This is a genomic window from Catellatospora vulcania, assembly GCF_009720385.1.
Lineage (GTDB): Bacteria > Actinomycetota > Actinomycetes > Mycobacteriales > Micromonosporaceae > Catellatospora > Catellatospora vulcania.
Genome location: NZ_ML769307.1, coordinates 213,391 through 231,645, shown reverse-complemented (window position 1 = coordinate 231,645; position 18,255 = coordinate 213,391). Strand labels below are relative to the sequence as shown.

The following is an 18,255-nucleotide window of genomic DNA, read 5'->3' as shown; positions in this document are numbered from 1 at the left end:
GCCGCCGGTGGCGCGCGATGACCGCCGTTCGGCGGGTGCCCGCCGTTAACGTTGCCGTGCCAAGGTATGCGACATGCGTGATGTGGACGTCCTCGTCATCGGATCCGGGCCCGGCGGCCAGAAGGCCGCCATCGCGGCCGCCAAGCTGGGCCGCCGGGTGGCCATGGTGGAACGCGGCGACATGATCGGCGGGGTCAGCGTCAACACCGGCACCATCCCGTCGAAGACCCTGCGCGAAGCCGTCGTCTACCTCACCGGCCTGAGCCAGCGCGAGCTCTACGGCCAGAGCTACCGGCTCAAGGAGGACATCACCGTCGCGGACCTGACCGCCCGCACCGAACACGTGATCAGCCGCGAGGTCGACGTGGTACGCGGGCAGCTCGCCCGCAACGGGGTCCGGCTGCACGCCGGCACGGCCCGGTTCTCCGACCCGCACACCGTGCACGTGACCGGCGAGCGCGGGCGCGACTTCTCGATCACCGCCGACAACATCGTCATCGCGGCGGGCAGCCGTCCGGCGCGACCGGCCACCGTCGAGTTCGACGACCTGACCATCATCGACTCCGACGGCATCCTCAAGCTCGACCGGGTGCCGCGTTCGATGGTGGTGGTCGGCGCGGGCGTGATCGGCATCGAGTACGCCTCGATGTTCGCCGCCCTGGGCACCAAGGTCACCGTCGTGGAACGGCGCAGCCGCATGCTGGACTTCTGCGACCTGGAGGTCGTCGAGGCGCTGAAGTACCACCTGCGTGAACTGGCCGTGACATTCCGGTTGAGCGAGGCCGTCGCCGCCGTCGAGAAGCACCCCAGGGGCGCCATCGCGGTGCTGGAGAGCGGCAAGACCATCGCCGCTGACACGGTCATGTACTCGGCCGGGCGGCAGGGCATGGGCGACGCCCTGGCCCTGGAGGCCGCCGGGCTGGCCGCCGACGAACGCGGGCGCATCACCGTGGACGAGAACTTCCGCACCGCCGTGCCGCACATCTACGCCGTCGGCGACATCATCGGCTTCCCGGCGCTGGCCGCCACCTCGATGGAGCAGGGCCGGCTGGCCGCCCACCATGCCTGCGGGCAGCCGCTGGGCCCGATCTCGGCGCTGCAGCCGATCGGGATCTACACCATCCCCGAGATCAGCTACGTGGGCCGCACCGAGGACGAGCTGACCGACCAGCGGGTGCCGTTCGAGGTCGGCGTGTCCCGCTACCGCGAGCTGGCCCGCGGCCAGATCATCGGCGACTCGCACGGCATGCTGAAGATCCTGGTGTCGCCGGAGGACCGCAAGCTGCTCGGCGTGCACGTGTTCGGCACCGGCGCGACCGAGCTGCTCCACATCGGGCAGTCCGTGATGGGCTGCGGCGGCACGGTCGACTACCTGGTCGAGGCGGTGTTCAACTACCCCACGCTGGCCGAGTCGTACAAGGTCGCGGCGCTGGACGCGACCAACAAGATGAGGCACATCGCCAACCTGCGAGACTGAACCTGGTGGACACCTTGACGGCGCCGGCTACGGGCGCCACGAGCGAGCGACGGCTGCCGTTCCCCCGGCGGAGCGACGGCGGCCGCGTGCCCGTCGGGCGGACGCCGGGGCTGGTGACGGCGGCGCTGTCGGTGCTCGTCGCGGGCCTGCTGGTGCTGCACGCCGCGGTGCCGAACACGCTCGGGCACCTGGGCAGCCTGCTGGAGTCGTTCCTGCCCTGGCTGGGCCTGGGCGTCCCGCCGCTGCTCGGTCTCGCGCTGCTGCGCCGCTCGAAGCTCGCCCTGATCGCCCTGCCGCTTCCCGTGGCCGCCTGGTTCGGCCTGTTCGCCGGGGTGCTGGCCCCGCACGCCGACGAGCCGTTCGACCTCACCGTCGTGCAGCACAACGTCAGCGACGAGAACCCCGACCCGGCGGGCACGATCGGGGCGCTGCTGGCCGTGTCGCCCGACCTCGTCGCGCTGGAAGAGGTCACCGAGCAGGCCATGGCCGAGTACGCGGCCGCGCTCGCGCCGCTCTACCCGCACGCGGCGGTGCAGGGCACGGTCGGGCTGTGGTCCAAATACCCGGTCACCGACGTGCGGGTGGTCGAGATCCGGCCGCGCGCCATCGTGGACGACTGGAGCCGCGGCATGCGCGCCACCGTGGCGCTGCCGCAGGGCGACGTCGCGGTGTACGTGGCCCACCTGCCGTCGCTGCGTCTGGGCTGGACCGACGGCTTCGGCTCCACCCGGCGCGACGGCAGCGCCGAGAAGCTGGGCGCGGCGCTGGCCGCCGAACCGCAGCAGCGGGTGCTGCTGCTGGGCGACCTCAACGGCACCCTGGACGACCGCGGGCTGGACCCGGTCACCTCGCGGCTGGGCTCGGACCGGTCCGACTTCGCGTTCAGCTGGCCCGCGCAGGCGCCGCTGGCCCGCATCGACCACGTGCTGGCCCGCGCGGCCACGGTCACCCGCGTCTGGTCGCTGCCCCGCACCGGCAGCGACCACCTGCCGGTGGCGGCCCGCATCCGGTTCTGACCCTGCGAAGCGCTCTCGCCATGCCGCGTCTTGGGGCAGGATGGAGGCCGCGGAACCTGGAGTCGACCACGAATCCGACGTAGCTTCTCGATCACTAGGACAGCGCCGCCCCGGGCGTGCGCACCCGTGCCCGGCGTGGTGGGGTATGAGGTGGAAGGGACGCACCGGGGCGGCCGCAAACATCGAGCTTTCACGACCAGGAGTCACACCATGGCAGCACAGATCGGTGTCACCGGGCTGGCGGTGATGGGCGCCAACCTCGCCCGCAACCTGGCCCGCAACGGCTACACCGTGGCGGTGCACAACCGCAGCCGCGCCCGCACCGACGCGCTGATCGCCGAGCACGGTGGCGACGGCGACTTCGTCGCGACCGAGACGATGGCCGAGCTGGTCGGCGCGCTGGAGAAGCCGCGCCGCGTACTGATCATGGTCAAGGCCGGCAAGCCGGTCGACGACGTGATCGCCGAGCTGGTGCCGCTGCTCGACGCCGACGACATCATCATCGACGCGGGCAACTCCCACTTCACCGACACCCGCCGCCGCGAGGCCGCGCTGGCCGAGAAGGGCCTGCACTTCGTGGGCGTGGGCGTGTCCGGCGGCGAGGAGGGCGCGCTCAAGGGCCCGTCGATCATGCCGGGCGGGTCGAAGAAGTCGTACGAGTCGCTCGGGCCCATGCTGGAGAAGATCTCCGCGCACGTGGACGGCGAGCCGTGCTGCTCCTGGATCGGCACCGACGGTGCCGGCCACTTCGTGAAGATGGTCCACAACGGCATCGAGTACGCCGACATGCAGGTCATCGGCGAGGCGTACGACCTGCTGCGCTCCGGCGCGGGCCTGGAGCCGGCCGAGCAGTCGAAGATCTTCGCCGAGTGGAACAAGGGCGACCTGTCGTCGTTCCTCATCGAGATCACCGCCGAGGTGCTCGGCCACGTCGACGCGAAGACCGGCAAGCCGTTCGTCGACGTCGTCGTCGACGCCGCGGGCATGAAGGGCACCGGCGGCTGGACCGTGATGGCGGCCCTGGAGCTGGGTTCGCCGGTCACCGGCATCGGCGAGTCGGTGTTCGCCCGCGCGCTGTCGTCGCAGGCGGCGCAGCGCCCGGTCGCGCAGGGGCTGCTGGGCGGTCACGAGGTCAAGGTGGACCTGCCCGACACGTTCGTCGAGGACGTGCGCCAGGCGCTGTACGCGTCCAAGCTGGTCAGCTACGCGCAGGGCCTGGACATGCTGGTGTCGGCGTCCAAGGAGTACGGCTGGGACCTGGACCTGGCGGCGATCGCATCGCTGTGGCGGGCGGGCTGCATCATCCGGGCTTCGCTGCTGCGCGACATCACCGCCGCGTACCAGGGCTCGGAGCCCCCGGCGAACCTGCTGTTCGCACCCGCGTTCACCGAGGCGATCGGGGCGGCCGTGCCGGCCTGGCGCCGCGTGGTGGCCACCGCCGCACAGCTGGGCATCCCCGCCCCGGTGTTCTCGTCGTCCCTGGCGTACTACGACGGCCTGCGCCGCGAGCGGCTGCCCGCCGCGCTCACCCAGGGCCTGCGGGACCTGTTCGGCGCGCACACCTACAAGCGGGTGGACGCCGACGGCACCTTCCACACGCTGTGGTCGGGCGACAAGACCGAGGTCAAGCAGGACTGACGCATTTCGCGAACAAAGCTCCGTTCATGCCGCTGTGGTGCATGAACGGAGCTTTGTCCGTGCCGCCCTGTGCAGGATCTTCAGGCGGACCCGCTACGGTGTGGGTTCTGTCTTGAACATGTCGAGGAGTGAACGCCCGTGGGCGGCTACGGCACCCAGGTTCTGCTGGTGCTTGTCCTGATGTTGATCAACGGAGCGCTGTCGGGCAGCGAGATGGCTCTCATCTCGCTGCGCGAGTCGCAGATCCAGCGGCTCGAGCGCTCCTCCTCCGGCGGCAGGGTGCTGGCCCGCCTGTCCCGGGACCCCAACCGGTTCCTCGCCACCATCCAGATCGGCATCACCCTGGCCGGCTTCCTGGCCTCGGCCTTCGCGGCGACGTCGCTGGCCAAGCCGCTGGTGCCGGCGCTGGCCTTCCTGGGCTCGGCGGCCGAGCCCGCCGCCATCATCATCGTCACCCTGGTGCTGACCTTCCTCACGCTGGTGGTCGGCGAGCTGGCCCCCAAGCGCATCGCCATGCAGCGCGCGGAGGGCTGGGCGCTTGTCGCCGCACGGCCGCTGGACTGGATGGCCACCGCGTCGCGACCGTTCGTGTGGCTGCTCGGCAAGTCCACCGACATGATCGTCCGGATCGCCGGGGTGGACCCCCGCGCGGGCCGCGAGGAGATCTCCGCCGAGGAGATCCGCGACCTGGTCGTCGCGCAGCGCAGCTTCACCGCCGAGCAGCGCGAGATCATCTCCGGGGCGTTCGAGATCAGCGAGCGCGACATCCGCGACATCCTCATCCCCCGCCGCGAGGTCGTCACCCTGCCCGCGGACATGTCCGCGGAGGAAGGGCTGGCCATGCTGGCCGAGACCGGCCACAGCCGGGCCCCTGTCGTCGGCGACGGCGACCTTGACTCCGTGGTCGGCGTGGTGCACCTGCGCGACCTGCTCGGCGCGGGCGGCCCGGTCGGCGAGCGCGCCCGCACCGCGATCTTCCTGCCGGAGACGCTGTCGGTGTCGGACGCCATGCGCCAGCTGCGCAACCAGCGCGAGCAGTTCGCCCTGGTGGTCGACGAGCACGGCTCCATCGACGGCATCATCACGATGGAGGACCTCGTCGAGGAGGTCGTCGGCGAGATCTACGACGAGACCGACCGGGACGTGGTCTCGGTGGTCCGCGAGGCCGACGACGTGTTCCTGGTGCCGGGCTCGTTCCCGCTGCACGACCTGCCGGACCTGGGCATCGACCTGAACCGGCTGGGCGAGATGGACTACACCACGGTCGCCGGCCTGGTGCTGGACAAGCTCGGCCACATCCCCACCAAGACCGGTGAGACGGTCAAGGCCCCCGGCTTCACCGCCGAGGTCACCGAGATCGACGGCCGCAGCATCACCCAGCTCCGCCTGCGCCTGGTCCGCAACCACGACCGCAGCCACTCCTCCTGACCGCTCCGTGATCGTCGGACTCGCCCGGCGCCTGTGCGTATCTTGAACCCGTATACGCCCAGGTGCCGGGCAGGTCGACGAATCTTGGACGGGTGGACGGCCGCACCGCGCGGCGGGCGCTAACCTGTGTCGATGGTTGATCGCCGGGTCGGTGCGGTGTGGTCGGTGTTCGGGGCGGTCGCCCTGGTCTCCTCGGTGCTGGTGCTGCGGCGGCCCCCGGACGACCGGCTGTCCGACCTGCACATCTACTACGGCGCGATCGAGACCGTCCAGCACGGGCAGCCGCTGTACGGCTACGTCGCCGAGAACGGCGGCCCGTTCACGTACCCGCCGTTCGCCGCGCTGCTGATGCAGCCTATGACGCTGCTGGCCGAGCCGACGCTGCGGCTGCTGTGGCTCGCGCTGACCGTCGCCGCGATCGCGGCGATCGCGGCGGCGGCCGGGGGCGCGTTCACCACCGTCACCGACCGGCGGCCGCTGCTGGTGGCGGTGGCCGCGTGCGCGCTGCTGCTGTCCGCACCGGCGCAGAGCAACCTGCGCTTCGGCCAGGTCAGCGTGTTCATCGTGCTGCTGGCACTGGTCGACGCGATCGGGCTGACCCCGGCCCGCCACCGCGGCGTCCTGATCGGCCTGGCCGCGGCGATCAAGTTGACACCGCTGCTGTTCGTGGTGTTCCTGCTGGTCGCCAAACGCCCCCGGGACGCGGCCCGCGCCGTGGCGACCTTCGCCGCCTGCGCCCTCGCCGGGGCGGCGTTCCTGCCCGCCGACAGCTGGACCTACTGGACCGGCACCATGCTGCAGACCTCCCGCATCGGCAATCTGGCCTCGCTGGGCAACCAGTCGCTGCACGGCATGCTCATGCGAGCCGGGATGTCGCCGGAGACGCTGCCGCTGCTGTGGGCGGCCCTGGTCGCGCTGATCTGCGGGGTCGCCCTGCTGCGGGCGCGGCGCATCGCGCTGGACGGCGAGCCGGTTCGCGCGGCGGTGCTCGTCGGCTGCGCCACCGTCGCCGCCTCCCCGGTCTCCTGGACCCACCACCAGCTGTGGACCGTGCTGGCCGCGATGCTGATGATCGCCGCCAACGGCGTGGCGCGCCGCGTCGCCGGCGGAGTCCTGCTGGTGGTCATGGTGCTGTCGCTGGGCAGCCTGCTCGGCGCAGTGTCGATGCGGCCCGGCGTGCAGTTCGTGTTCGAGAATGCGCGCTCGCTCGGGGTCGTGGCGGTCTGCCTCGCCGGGGTCGGCGGACTGGCCGTGGCGACGGCGCGCTCGGCACGACCCGGCTCGGCCCGGGTCTGGCTGCGCACCGCCACCACGGCCTCGGCCGCACTGGCCTGCATCGCGATCCTGCCGCTGCCCGCCGGCGCCGATCCGACGTTCAAGGCGTACGACCTCGCCGACACCGTCAACCCGCGCTACTTCTTCTACTGCCGCACCGCGCAGAGCTGCGCCGACGCGGCCGCCGGCGGGCCGGTCCACTTCGGCACGTTCCGGGAGCCGACCAAGGTGCGCGTCAACGGCGTGGTCGACGGCAGCGTCGCGCGGCTGGAGTTCACCAGCGCGCCAGGCGGGCCGCCACGGGAGATCCCGCTGGTGGAGATGTTCCCCGGGCAGCGGACGTTCTCGTTCCGGCTGGCCAACATCGCCGCCGGGCGGCTCGTCGCGTACGGGCCCGGCGGCGAGGTGCTCGCCGTCTTCACCGACTCCCTGAACCCGGCCTGACCGTGATCTGGAGCCAGGACCTGGTCGACGGGCTGCTCGCCGAGGGCGGGCAGCCCGTCGCGGGCCATTCGTTGAGCACTGACGAGCTGCGGGAGGCCCTCGCACAGGGCCGGGTGTTCAGAATCGATTACTGGAGCACCATGGGCGACGGAGAGGCGTGGTTCTCCCCCGCCACCGACCTGCACATCGGCGCCGACGGCCGGGCACAGGGTTCGCTGCTGGTGTTCCCGCAGCCGGTCCCCGCGGACCTGCGCCGGTCGAGCCAGGCCGACTGGGAGAGCATCGACGAGGTGTACCAGGCCTTCGGTCTCTGAGGGATCGTCGGCTGATAGCGTCGTCGGTCGTGGACAGCGCTGATGACCTGCGTCTCGCGTTCGACACGTCGGATCTGGCAGCAGACCTCGCCCTCGCTTACTTCGAGTCCGGCGTTGCGGCGACGCTGAAGGCGGACGGCACACCGGTCACCGAAGCCGACCGGGCGGTCGAACGGTCGATTCGCGAGACGCTGTCGACGGCGAGGCCGCAGGATGCGCTCCTCGGCGAGGAACTTGGCCGGGTCGGTGAGTCCGATCGGGTCTGGATCATCGACCCGATCGACGGCACGTCGTTCTTCAGCCGCGGTGACCCGAACTGGCGAGTCCACCTCGCGCTGGAGGTCGCCGGGCGCACCGAGCTCGCGGTCGTCACCGCGCCCGCGCTGCGACGCTGCTGGTGGGCGACCCGAGGCGGCGGTTCCTTCGAGTCGTCCTGGCCACGCGGACAGGGCGAGTCGCGGCGCCTCGCCGTCAGCACCACTTCGACGCTGGCCGAGGCTCAGCTCGATGCGCTGGACGACGCGTCCAGAGCCCGCCTGCCACCGAGCGTGGCCCGCACACCGGCCGGCGCGCTCCCGCTCGTCGAGCTGGTCCGCGGCGAAACCGACGCTTTCCTGGTCGAGGGCTACCACGTCTGGGATCACGCGCCATGGATCCTGCTCGTCGAGGAGGCGGGCGGCTGTTTCACCGACCGGACCGGAGGTAACGCCGGCGATCGAGGCGGTGGCCTGTACTCGAACGCCGACCTGCACAGCCGGCTGCTGACCGTGCTCCAATACCCGGCGCGGCCCCGCTCGCGGTGAGCCCGGTCTAGGAACGGATGCGCTGAGCTGCCGCGACCGGCGGGACCGTCTGGTCTGCCTGGGCGGCGATGGCGGCCCGCTCTGCAGCGACCGGCACGATAACGGCGGCGATCAGCGGAAACGCGGCCACCACGGCGAAACTCGGTGCGAAGTCCGCCGCTCCGATCGCCATGGCCATCACCGGCGGTGTGGCAGCCGCCAGCGCGTTCTGGCCGGTGGTCTGGATGCCGAGGGCACGGCCCGCCCACGCCGAACCCGCGTATTCGGCGACGGCGGTGAACGACAGCACGTTGCTGGTCACCGCGACCACCGCCATGAACAGCAGCACGGGCACCGCCAGCCTCGTTCCGGCGAGCGCGGCCAGCGCCAGCATTCCCAAGCCGGTCGAGATCGCGATGATCCGCATGGGCTTGAGCCGGCTGCCCGTGCGGTCGGACCAGTAGCCCGCTCCGAGACGGGCCAGGGCGCCGCACACCTGCCCTCCGGCCAGCAGCTGCCCGGCGCCGACCGCCGTCCAGCCATGGACCTCGACGAGGAAGACCAGCGCGAACGTGGTGACCGTGAACTGCGGGATGACCAGCAGCGCGCTGGCGGCGTGGATACGCCACAAGCCGGAGGTGCGGTACGGCGACGTCGGCTTCTGTTGCGGTGCCTCCCGGTTCGTGTCGGACGGCTGCGGGGCCGGGTCGCGTACGAACACGAATGCCGCTGTCGCCACGGCCAGGAACAGCACCGCGAGGAACAGCAGCGGCCCGCCCGTGCCGCGGTCGGCGAGGGAGGGCAGCGTGAGGGCGGCCAGGGCGAGGCCCAGCGGCGCGGCGCTCTGCCTGATGCCCATCGCCAGAGCGCGCTCGTGCCGCGCGAACCAGCCGAGGATGAGCCGGCCGCCGGCCAGCACCGAGCCGCCTGCCGCACCGGCCAGCACCAGGCACACGGCGAGGCCCGCGGTGCCGGACGCCCACTGTGCGGCGATCAGGATGAGGCCCTGCAGCCCGAGACCGGTGGACAGCACCACGCGCTCGCCCCACCGGTCGGCCGCGGCGCCCCAGGCGATGAGGGTGAGCACCACGCCGATGGTGGGGCAGGCGACCAGCGCGCCGGCCTGTTCCAGGGTCAGGCCCTCGTCCCGGAACGCCGGGATCAGGTAGGCCAGCCCGTACTGGAACGTGCTGCCCGCGGTCATCGCCAGCGTGCCGACGATCAGCATCTGCCAGCGCCGGCGCTCACTTGCCATCTGCGGGTCCGTCCCATCGTCGGTGCGCCGTCCGGTCGTGCCGACGGGTGATCACAACAGCCGATGATCCCGGACCGGCCGTCCGTGCGCAGCCCCGAGCGGGTGCGGACGGTCCACTTCGCCTACCCACAGCGTCGCCGCGTACGTCGAACCGTCAGCGAGGGGTCGTCGGGTCCGGCGTGAAAGCGGGGCCATGGCCTGGCACGATCTGGACCGGGTTCAGCGCGAGCACCCGGGCACGGGACGCTGCCAGTGCGACGGCATCGGTGGCGAACGGGTCCTTCGGCGGCCCTTCGGCGTGCCACCAGACGTGGGTGAGGGCGACGAGCCCGGCGGCGGTGTCGACCAGGGTCGTGATGTCCTCGGCCGTGTGCCCCGGCGTGCGGATCAGCCGGATCGCGTCGGAGAGCGCGAAGCCCTCGGCGTCGCGGCTGACCCACTGGTCGTCGACGTAGTACGCCCAGTGGTCGTGGTAGCGGGCGTTGCGGAACAGTGCCGCGTTGATCGTGTGGTCGGGGTGATGGTGACTGAAGATCACATCCGTGACGGACTCCGGGTCGACGCCGAGGTCGGCCATCGGCCCGAGGATCTGCTGCCGGTCGGCGACCATCCCCGGGTCGACGACCACGGTGGTGTCCCCGTCCCGCAGCAGCGCGACGGTGCTCGCTACCCGCTCACCGACATACCCCGCATTGAGCACCCACAACTCTGCCGCCATGCCCCCACGCTACCGACCGCGAGGCGTCGCGGGAGCCCTGCTGCGCTTTCGGGGAAACTGCGCGAATCGGAAGCGCGATTCCTGCAGTTTCCCCGAAACTGACGCCGCACAAGGCGGGCGCGGGTCAGGCGGCGAAGGAATGGCGGATGAGGGAGCCGCCGTCGACGACGAGGGTCTGGCCGGTCATCCAGGAGGAGGTCTGGCCGGCGAGGAAGACGACGGCGTTGGCGATGTCCTCGGGTTCGCCGATGCGGCCCAGCGGGGTGTGCTGGTTGATCGCCTCTTCGTTGTTCTCCCACAGGGCCTGGGCGAGCTTGGTGCGTACGATGCCGGGCGCGATGCCGTTGACCCGCACCTTCGGGGCCAGTTCGGCGGCGAACTGCCGGGTCAGGTGGATGACGGCGGCCTTGGTGGCGTTGTAGTAGCCGATGCCCAGCTCGGTGGCCAGGCCGCCGACGGAGGCGATGTTGACGATGGCGCCGCCGTTGGCCGCCATCGAGGCGTGCCAGGCGGCCTGCGTCCACAGCACGATGGACAGCTGGTTGACCTGCACGGTCTTCTCCGCGCGGGACACGTCGAGGTCGACCATGGGGCCGAAGTACGGGTTGGTGCCGGCGTTGTTGACGAGCACGTCGACGGAGCCGAACTCGGCCACCGCGGCGGCGACGCAGGCGTCGGCCTGGTCCTTCTCCCCCACGTGCGCGGCCTTGGCGAGGAAGCCGACCTTCGGGTACGCCTCGCGGAACTCCGCGGCGACCGCGTCCAGCGCGTCCTGGCGCCGGGAGGTCAGCACGACGTTGCAGCCCTCGGCGGCCAGGGCGGCCGCGGTGGCCTTGCCGATGCCGCGGGACGCGCCGGTGACCAGCGCGGTACGACCTTCCAGACCTGTGCGCACAGCTTTCGCCCCTTGTCAGTCGTTTGTTGTTGCAGTCGATGTGCGGATACCTTAGCGAGCAGACCGACCGGTCGGTAGGCCCCGGCGCCAAGCAACATACCAACCGGTCGGTATTGACAGCGGGGCCGCCGCCGCGCTGTCATGGGCACCTCGACACGTCGGCGCTCGGCTGGAGCGCCATGGGGGAAGGCTGGGCATGAGCCACTACCGGAGCAACCTGCGTGACCTGCGGTTCAATCTGTTCGAGGTGTTCGGCCTCGGCGACAAGCTGGGCACGGGACGCTTCGCCGAGCTGGACACCGACACCGTCGAGCACATGCTCGCAGAGGTGGAGCGGCTGTCGGTCGGGCCGATCGCGGCGTCGTACGCCGACGTGGACCGTCACCCGCCCGTCTACGACCCGCAGACCCACTCGGTGACCATGCCCGAGAGCTTCCGACGGTCGTACCAGGCGTGGATGGACGCCGAGTGGTGGCGGCTGGACATGCCCGCCGAGGCCGGCGGCGTGGTCGCCCCGCGGGCGCTGTGGTGGGCGCTGATCGAGCTGGTCCAGGGCGCGCAGGCGCCGGTGTACATGTACGGTGGCGGCCCCGGCTTCGGCGGCCTGCTGCACCGCATGGGCACCGAGCCGCAGCAGCGCATCGCCGAGATCATGATCGACCGCCAGTGGGGCGCGACCATGGTGCTCACCGAGCCCGACGCGGGCTCCGACGTCGGCGCGGGCCGCACCCGGGCGGTGCCGCAGGCCGACGGCTCGTGGCATCTGGAGGGCGTCAAGCGTTTCATCACCTCGGGCGAGCACGACCTGAGCGAGAACATCATGCACTTCGTGCTGGCCCGGCCGGTGGACACGCCCGGCGCGGGCGGGCCGGGCACCAAGGGCCTGTCGATGTTCCTGGTGCCGAAGTTCCACTTCGACCACGAGTCCGGGCAGCTCGGCGAGCGCAACGGCGTGTACGCCACCAACGTCGAGAAGAAGATGGGCCTGAAGGTGTCCAGCACCTGCGAGCTGACGTTCGGCCAGCACGGTGTCCCGGCGAAGGGCTGGCTGGTCGGCGAGGTGCACGACGGCATCGCGCAGATGTTCAAGGTGATCGAGTCGGCGCGGATGCAGGTCGGCGTGAAGGCGATCGCGACGCTGTCGACCGGCTACCTCAACGCCCTCGACTACGCCCGCCAGCGCGTGCAGGGCCCGGACCTGACCCGGGCGGCGGACAAGACCGCGCCGCGGGTCACCATCGACCGGCACCCCGACGTGCGGCGCATCCTGATGCTGCAGAAGGCGTACGCCGAGGGCCTGCGCGCCACCTACCTGTACACGGCCGGCTGGCTGGACCGCGACCACCCGCAGGGCGCGAACGTCAACGACCTGCTGCTGCCGATCGTGAAGGGCGTCGGCTCGGAGCGCTCCTACGAGATGCTGGCCCTGTCGCTGCAGACCCTGGGCGGGTCGGGTTACCTGCAGGACTACCCGATGGAGCAGTACATCCGGGACACGAAGATCGACACCCTGTACGAGGGCACCACCGCGATCCAGGGCCAGGACTTCTTCTTCCGCAAGATCGTCCGGGACCGGTCGGTGGCGCTGGACCTGCTCGTCGGCGAGATGGAGGAGTTCTGCGACGCCAACGAGTCCACCGACGGGCTGAAGCTGGAGTGCGAGTCGCTGCGCGAGGCGATCGCCGACGTGCGCGGCATGGTGGCGACCATGTTCGGCTGGCAGAAGGCCGCCGGTGACGACGTCACCGAGGTGTACAAGGTCGGCCAGAACACCACCCGGCTGCTGATGAGCGTCGGCGACCTGCTGATCGGCTGGCTGCTGATCCGCCAGGCCGCGGTCGCGCTGGCCGCCCTGGACGGCGCGTCCGGCGACGACGTGGGCTTCTACCAGGGCAAGCTGGCGGTGGCGCGGTTCTTCGCGCGTACCGTGCTGCCGGAGCTGACCGCGCGCCGCCGGGTGCTGGAGACCACCGACAACGCGCTGATGGAGATCCCGGATGGGGCGTTCTAAAGCCGACGGCGGGGCCGGGGTGCGCGAGCGCATCCTGGCCGCGGCGACCGGGCTGTTCGCCGAGCAGGGCTATGACGCCACGTCGGTGCAGCAGGTCGTCGACCGCGCCGGGGTCACCAAGGGCGGCCTGTACCACTACTTCGGGGCCAAGGAGGACCTGCTCGTCGAGATGTACCGGGCGATCTTCAGCGAGCGGCTCACGGCCCTGGACGCGATCCTGGCCCAGGGCCGCGATCCGGAGTGGACGCTGCGGGCGATCATCGACGACATCGTGGTCGGCACGGCCGCGATGCGGCAGGAGTCGGCGGCCGTGTCGCGGGAGCTGGCCACCATGGACAGCGGGCGCACCCAGCGGCTGCAGGCCGACTGGCGGCGCTACCAGGAGGCGGTGCGGGCGCTGATCCGGCAGGCGCAGCGCGACGGGGTGTTCAGCCCGGTCGCCTCGCCGGAGGTGGTCTCCTGGTCGATCTTCGGGGTGACCAACTCCCTGCACACCTGGTTCCGCCCGGACGGCCCCAAGCCCGCCGAGACGATCGCCCGCGAACTCGCCGACTTCGTGCTGGCCGGCTTGAAGGCGTCCTGATCGGACCCGCCCCGGGCCGCAGCGCGGCGGGGCCTACCGTTTCACGTATGGTTGAAGTCTCAACCGTACCCAGCCCACAAGGTCTCTGCCCATGCTGACCAGCTCGTCCGCGCCCGGGGCCGAGTACGCACCGGACGAAGGCCCGCGGCAGAACCTCGGCGCGCTGCTGCGGCACGTCCACCTGTCCGGCCCGCTGTCGCGCGCCGAGCTGGCCGAGCGGATGAACCTCAACCGCAGCACGATCATGGCGCTGACCACCCGGCTCAGTGCCGCCGGCCTGGTACGCGAGCGGCAGCCCGCCGCCGCGGGCCGGTCCGGGCGGCCCTCGCTGGTGGTCACCCCGGCCGCGGACCGGGTGTACGTGCTCGCGTTCGACGTCGCCGTGGACCGGCTGGTCGCCGCCCGCGTGGCGCTGGGCGGCGAGATCCTCGAACGCCGGGTTGCGAAGCGCTCACGTTCGGGCCCCGACCTGGACGCCGTCGTCGCCGTGCTGGCTGGGTTCGGCCGGGACCTGCACCGCAACGCGCCGCCGGGTGCGGTCTGCGCGGGCGCCGGCGCGTCCTACTGCGGCATGATCCGCCCTGGCGACGGCATGGTCCGCTACGGCCCGTACCTGGGCTGGGTGGACCAGGCGTTCGGGGCCGAACTCGGCGAGCAGCTCGGTCTGGGGCTGCCGGTGCCCGTCGGCAACGAGGCCCACCTGGGCGCGCTGGCCGAACACGGCCGCGGCGCGGGCGTCGGCGTGCAGAACCTCATCTACCTGCACGGCGATGTCGGGGTGGGCGGCGGCATCATCGTCGGCGGCGAGGTGCTCGACGGGGAGGCAGGCTACGGCTGCGAGGTCGGGCACATGCTGGTCAACCCGCATGGTGGGCGGCCCTGCTCGTGCGGGGCCCGTGGCTGCCTGGAGGCGGAGGTAGGCGAGCGGGCGCTGCTGGCCGAGGCGGGCCGCCCGGACGGGTTGTTCGGGCGCGACGCGGTGCGTGCCGTCGTCGCCGACGCCGGGCGCGGCGACCCCGCCGCGCAGCGGGCCCTCGCGCGGATCGGCGACTGGCTCGGCATCGGCGTCGCGAACCTGATCAACCTGTTCAACCCCGGCATGCTGGTGTTCGGCGGCATGATGCGCGACGTGTACGCGGGCGCGGAGCCGCAGATCCGCAAGCGCATCGCCGACCACGTGCTGCCCGTGTCACGGGAGCGGGTGCGGCTGTCCGTGTCGGCCTTCGACGACGACACGACCCTGCTCGGCGCGGCCGAGCTGGCCTTCGCCGACCTGCTGGCCAACCCGCTCGGGGCGACCGCCCTGCCGGGCACGGCGGCCTGACGCCGCATCCCGCGCCGTTCCCGGCGCCGGCGATCTTCCACGGGGTTTCCACGCTCCGCTGGAAGTGTTGCGCACCAGGGGCCGGACGGCGGCGATCCCCGAGCCGATCCGCAGCCACGACCGTGGCGCCACGCCCTCGAACGTGCCGGAAGTCTGCGGAAGGGAACGAACATGAAGCGAGGAATGATCGCACGAGGCATGGTGCTGACGACCGCTGCGGCCACGCTGGCCGTGGTCGGCCAGTCTTCGCCGGCAGCCGCGCTGCCGTGCGGCGTCAGCGGCCCGGACGTCGACCAGTCGGCGTACGGCAAGAAGTTCACCCGGAGCGTGAGCCTGCGCAATGGTCCCGATTGGCAGTGCGACGTCACCGACACGGCGACGATCAACAACTCCGTGGACTACCACTGTTTCGTCTACGACGCGAACTGGGAGACCTGGACCTACCTGCGCACCGCCACCACCAAGTACGGCTGGGTGTGGGACGGGTACCTCAGCGACGGCGGATCGCAGATCCACTGCAGCAACGGCTGAGTCCTGCCGCCGGGCAGACCAGCGCAGCGCGTTGAGGCGGCTGATGTGCGGCAGCGCGAAGGCGTGCTCGGCCACGTCGGCGTAGGCGGGTCCGCGCCACAGCGCAAGGCCGGCGGCCAGGGTCCGGGCAGCCTGCTCGGCATGGCCGAGGCTGTCGGCCAGCAGTCCGGCCCCCTCGGCAGACAGCTGTTCGAACGTCGTCACGTCGAGCTGGCCGGTGTCGAGGTCGAGGCGGTAGCCGACGCCGGTGGCGCTGCCGACGGTCACGATGGCCTGGCCGGAATGGGAGGTCCCGGCCGACAGGGCTCGCCGGAGGTGCGCCACGTGGCTGCGCAGGGTCGTGGCGGCGCTGTCGGGCGCGTCGACGCCCCACAGCATCTCGATGAGCCGACCTGCCGGGACGTGCTGCCCAGCCTGCATGACGAGCGCGGACAGCAGCCTCACCAGCCGTGGGCCCAGCCGCACCGGCCGCCCCGCCAGGGCCACCCCGAGCGGTCCCAGTGCGGCGATGTGCAGCTGCGCCACATCCGTCCTTTCACGACTCACGCCTCGGAAACCCATGGTACCGGGCCGAATCAGGACACCTACTGTTAGGAAGCTTTATTTATTGATAGTCTTCTCCGTGAGTGAGCGCTCTCTCATCCGTCATCGACGATCCGCGGGCGTCGCGCCGCGGAGAGGAGTCCCCATGACCCGACAACGTTCCCTGGCGTTGACCGCAGTGCTGGCGATCGTCGCCGCGCTCGCCGTCATCCTGCCCTCGGCCTCCGCGAACGCCGCGAACTGCGTCGCCGCGTGGCAGTCGTCATCCGTCTACACCGGAGGCATGACCGCCTCCTACAACGGCCACAACTGGCTGGCCCGCTGGTGGACCCAGAACCAGGCGCCCGGCACCAACGAGGTCTGGACCGACCAGGGCACCTGCGGCGGCACCACGCCCCCGCCCGGCGGCACCTGCAACCACCCCAACTGGGCCGCGGGCACCTGGTACACCACCGGGACCATCGTGCGCTACACCAACGGCCTGTACTACATCGCCGAGCACGACAACCCGGGCTACGACCCGACGATCAGCACCTGGTACTGGGACCCGTACACCTGCAGCGGCACGCCCCCCTCGACCCCGCCGACCAACCCGGGCGGCTTCGTCGTCTCCGAGGCGGCCTTCAACCAGATGTTCCCGGGCCGCAACTCGTTCTACACGTACCAGGGCCTGATCGCGGCGCTGTCCGCCTACCCGTCGTTCGCCACCACCGGCAGCGACACCGTCCGCCGCCAGGAGGCCGCGGCGTTCCTGGCCAACGTCAACCACGAGACCGGCGGCCTGGTGCACATCGTGGAGCAGAACACCGCCAACTACCCGCACTACTGCGACGCGGGCCAGCCCTACGGGTGCCCGGCCGGGCAGGCCGCCTACTACGGCCGCGGTCCGATCCAGCTGAGCTGGAACTTCAACTACAAGGCCGCCGGCGACGCCCTCGGGCTGCCGCTGCTGACCAACCCATGGCTGGTGCAGAACGACGCGTCGGTCGCCTGGCGCACGGGCCTGTGGTACTGGATGACCCAGAACGGCCCGGGCACGATGACCGCGCACAACGCCATGGTCAACGGGGCGGGCTTCGGGCAGACGATCCGCAGCATCAACGGATCCATCGAGTGCAACGGCGGCAACCCGGCGCAGGTCCAGAGCCGGGTCAACTCCTACCAGCAGTTCGTCGCGATCCTGGGCACCACGCCCGGCGCCAACCTGTACTGCTGACCGGACCCGGTGGCGCGGCGGCGGCATGCCCGGCACGACGCCGCACCACCGCCGGCGGGCGGCGCCTCGCGGACCGAGGCGCCGCCCGCCGCCGTCACCGGGTCGGGCGCACGTAGTGGAGCAGCGCGACGCCGTTGCCGAACGTGCGGGTGCGGGCCAGGCGCAGGTCGTGGCGGCGGTCGGACGGCCGGAACAGCGGACGGCCGCGGCCCAGGACCACCGGGTGCACGTACAGGCGGATCTCGTCGATCAGGTCGTGTTCGAGAAACGACGCCGCCAGCTCCGCCCCGCCGACGGCGACGTCGCCGCCGTGCAGTTCGACGAGGTTGCGGATGTCGTCGGGCACCACCTCACGCAGCACCGTGGTGTTCCAGTCCGCACGGTCGAGCGTGCGGGAGAAGACGTACTTCGGCATGTCCCGCCAGATGCGGGCGAACTCCGCCATCGGCCCGGCGTTCGCCGGATCCTCGTCGGCGGTCGGCCAGTAGTCGGCCATCATCTCGTAGGTGACGCGCCCGTCCAGGAACGCGCCCATCGGGGCGAGCAGCGCGTTGAAGTGGTGGTGCACCTCGTCGTCGACCAGGTGCCAGTCAGACCGGCGCCGATGTTGGCGCCGATCCCGGCGGCGGTGAACACCCGCCAGCGACGAGTAGGCACCATGCGGTGCTGGACGGCAACCAGCGCATCGTCGCGCCGGAAGGTGACCTTCGTGTCATCGCGCCATCATGGGTACGCGATCATGCTTACGCTGTCCCCCGTTCGGCCGCCGGGTCCGGTGGCAAGGCACCCCGGACCCGTCATGGAT

General features: G+C 71.4%; 16 protein-coding genes and 1 pseudogene. 12 read left to right on the top strand and 5 right to left on the bottom strand.

Translation table 11 applies throughout. From position 1 onward, the window contains the following. Positions 1–73 precede the first annotated feature (73 nt). The 7 genes from sthA to F6W97_RS15710 all read left to right on the top strand — a co-directional run bounded on the left by sthA (position 74) and on the right by F6W97_RS15710 (position 8,395). Positions 74–1,477, top strand: coding sequence for a Si-specific NAD(P)(+) transhydrogenase (gene sthA, locus F6W97_RS15735; RefSeq protein ID WP_155371074.1), 1,404 nt, complete (start codon positions 74–76; stop codon positions 1,475–1,477). A 5-nt stretch (positions 1,478–1,482) separates the two neighbouring features. Continuing rightward, positions 1,483–2,493, top strand: coding sequence for an endonuclease/exonuclease/phosphatase family protein (locus F6W97_RS15730; protein ID WP_230686705.1), 1,011 nt, complete (start codon positions 1,483–1,485; stop codon positions 2,491–2,493). Positions 2,494–2,703: 210 nt separating this feature from the next. After that, the gene (gndA, locus tag F6W97_RS15725) at positions 2,704–4,131 is read left to right on the top strand and encodes an NADP-dependent phosphogluconate dehydrogenase (RefSeq protein WP_155371073.1); all 1,428 of its coding nucleotides are present in this window, start codon (positions 2,704–2,706) and stop codon (positions 4,129–4,131) included. Positions 4,132–4,269: 138 nt separating this feature from the next. Then, positions 4,270–5,559: a hemolysin family protein gene (locus F6W97_RS15720; protein WP_155371072.1), complete on the top strand. Its 1,290-nt coding sequence runs from the start codon at positions 4,270–4,272 to the stop codon at positions 5,557–5,559. A gap of 132 nt (positions 5,560–5,691) precedes the next feature. Then, positions 5,692–7,278, top strand: coding sequence for a glycosyltransferase 87 family protein (locus F6W97_RS15715; RefSeq protein WP_155371071.1), 1,587 nt, complete (start codon positions 5,692–5,694; stop codon positions 7,276–7,278). Positions 7,279–7,280: 2 nt separating this feature from the next. Then, on the top strand, positions 7,281–7,592 hold the full coding sequence (locus F6W97_RS40125) for a hypothetical protein (RefSeq protein ID WP_196279168.1): 312 nt from the start codon (positions 7,281–7,283) through the stop codon (positions 7,590–7,592). Positions 7,593–7,621: 29 nt separating this feature from the next. Beyond that, positions 7,622–8,395, top strand: coding sequence for an inositol monophosphatase family protein (locus F6W97_RS15710; RefSeq protein WP_196279167.1), 774 nt, complete (start codon positions 7,622–7,624; stop codon positions 8,393–8,395). A gap of 7 nt (positions 8,396–8,402) precedes the next feature. Here F6W97_RS15710 and F6W97_RS15705 read toward each other — a convergent pair whose 3' ends face one another. The 3 genes from F6W97_RS15705 to F6W97_RS15695 form a co-directional block, all read right to left on the bottom strand. Next, complete coding sequence (locus F6W97_RS15705) at positions 8,403–9,629, bottom strand: MFS transporter (protein ID WP_155371069.1); 1,227 nt, start codon at positions 9,627–9,629, stop codon at positions 8,403–8,405. A 154-nt stretch (positions 9,630–9,783) separates the two neighbouring features. Continuing rightward, a complete protein-coding gene (locus F6W97_RS15700) occupies positions 9,784–10,347 on the bottom strand; it encodes an MBL fold metallo-hydrolase (RefSeq protein ID WP_155371068.1) in 564 nt (187 codons plus the stop codon). 124 nt (positions 10,348–10,471) lie between these two features. After that, entirely contained in the window at positions 10,472–11,242 is a 771-nt protein-coding gene (locus F6W97_RS15695; protein WP_155371067.1) for an SDR family oxidoreductase, read from the bottom strand. A 196-nt stretch (positions 11,243–11,438) separates the two neighbouring features. On the opposite strand from F6W97_RS15695, the gene F6W97_RS15690 reads away from it, so the two are divergent. The 4 genes from F6W97_RS15690 (at position 11,439) to F6W97_RS40120 (ending at position 15,691) form a co-directional block, all read left to right on the top strand. Further along, positions 11,439–13,253 (top strand): acyl-CoA dehydrogenase, encoded by a 1,815-nt coding sequence (locus tag F6W97_RS15690; RefSeq protein WP_155371066.1) that lies wholly within the window; start codon positions 11,439–11,441, stop codon positions 13,251–13,253. Further along, positions 13,240–13,836, top strand: coding sequence for a TetR/AcrR family transcriptional regulator (locus F6W97_RS15685; RefSeq protein WP_155371065.1), 597 nt, complete (start codon positions 13,240–13,242; stop codon positions 13,834–13,836). The genes F6W97_RS15690 and F6W97_RS15685 overlap by 14 nt, the downstream gene beginning before the upstream one ends. Before the next feature lie 91 nt (positions 13,837–13,927). Beyond that, positions 13,928–15,160, top strand: a complete 1,233-nt coding sequence (locus F6W97_RS15680; RefSeq protein ID WP_155371064.1) for an ROK family transcriptional regulator — start codon at positions 13,928–13,930, stop codon at positions 15,158–15,160. Between the two features lie 183 nt (positions 15,161–15,343). After that, the gene (locus tag F6W97_RS40120; RefSeq protein WP_196279177.1) at positions 15,344–15,691 is read left to right on the top strand and encodes an SH3 domain-containing protein; all 348 of its coding nucleotides are present in this window, start codon (positions 15,344–15,346) and stop codon (positions 15,689–15,691) included. Positions 15,692–15,754: 63 nt separating this feature from the next. Here F6W97_RS40120 and F6W97_RS41535 read toward each other — a convergent pair. Next, positions 15,755–16,111, bottom strand: a pseudogene (locus F6W97_RS41535) (AfsR/SARP family transcriptional regulator); the annotation flags it as partial. Between the two features lie 268 nt (positions 16,112–16,379). Here F6W97_RS41535 and F6W97_RS15670 point away from each other — a divergent pair. Further along, positions 16,380–17,450, top strand: coding sequence for a glycoside hydrolase family 19 protein (locus F6W97_RS15670; protein WP_155371062.1), 1,071 nt, complete (start codon positions 16,380–16,382; stop codon positions 17,448–17,450). 94 nt (positions 17,451–17,544) lie between these two features. On the opposite strand, the gene F6W97_RS15665 is transcribed toward F6W97_RS15670, so the two are convergent. Further along, entirely contained in the window at positions 17,545–18,093 is a 549-nt protein-coding gene (locus tag F6W97_RS15665) for a dihydrofolate reductase family protein (protein WP_155371061.1), read from the bottom strand. Positions 18,094–18,255: the final 162 nt, after the last annotated feature.

What these genes read in the sequence shown, in the direction of transcription:
- sthA (WP_155371074.1), top strand. Translation starts at nt 74, where the DNA reads ATGCGTGATGTGGACGTCCTCGTCATCGGATCCGGGCCCGGCGGCCAG.
- gndA (WP_155371073.1), top strand. Translation starts at nt 2,704, where the DNA reads ATGGCAGCACAGATCGGTGTCACCGGGCTGGCGGTGATGGGCGCCAAC.
- F6W97_RS15715 (WP_155371071.1), top strand. Translation starts at nt 5,692, where the DNA reads ATGGTTGATCGCCGGGTCGGTGCGGTGTGGTCGGTGTTCGGGGCGGTC.
- F6W97_RS15705 (WP_155371069.1), bottom strand. Translation starts at nt 9,629, where the DNA reads ATGGCAAGTGAGCGCCGGCGCTGGCAGATGCTGATCGTCGGCACGCTG.
- F6W97_RS15700 (WP_155371068.1), bottom strand. Translation starts at nt 10,347, where the DNA reads ATGGCGGCAGAGTTGTGGGTGCTCAATGCGGGGTATGTCGGTGAGCGG.
- F6W97_RS15690 (WP_155371066.1), top strand. Translation starts at nt 11,439, where the DNA reads ATGAGCCACTACCGGAGCAACCTGCGTGACCTGCGGTTCAATCTGTTC.
- F6W97_RS15685 (WP_155371065.1), top strand. Translation starts at nt 13,240, where the DNA reads ATGGGGCGTTCTAAAGCCGACGGCGGGGCCGGGGTGCGCGAGCGCATC.
- F6W97_RS15680 (WP_155371064.1), top strand. Translation starts at nt 13,928, where the DNA reads ATGCTGACCAGCTCGTCCGCGCCCGGGGCCGAGTACGCACCGGACGAA.
- F6W97_RS40120 (WP_196279177.1), top strand. Translation starts at nt 15,344, where the DNA reads ATGATCGCACGAGGCATGGTGCTGACGACCGCTGCGGCCACGCTGGCC.
- F6W97_RS15670 (WP_155371062.1), top strand. Translation starts at nt 16,380, where the DNA reads ATGACCCGACAACGTTCCCTGGCGTTGACCGCAGTGCTGGCGATCGTC.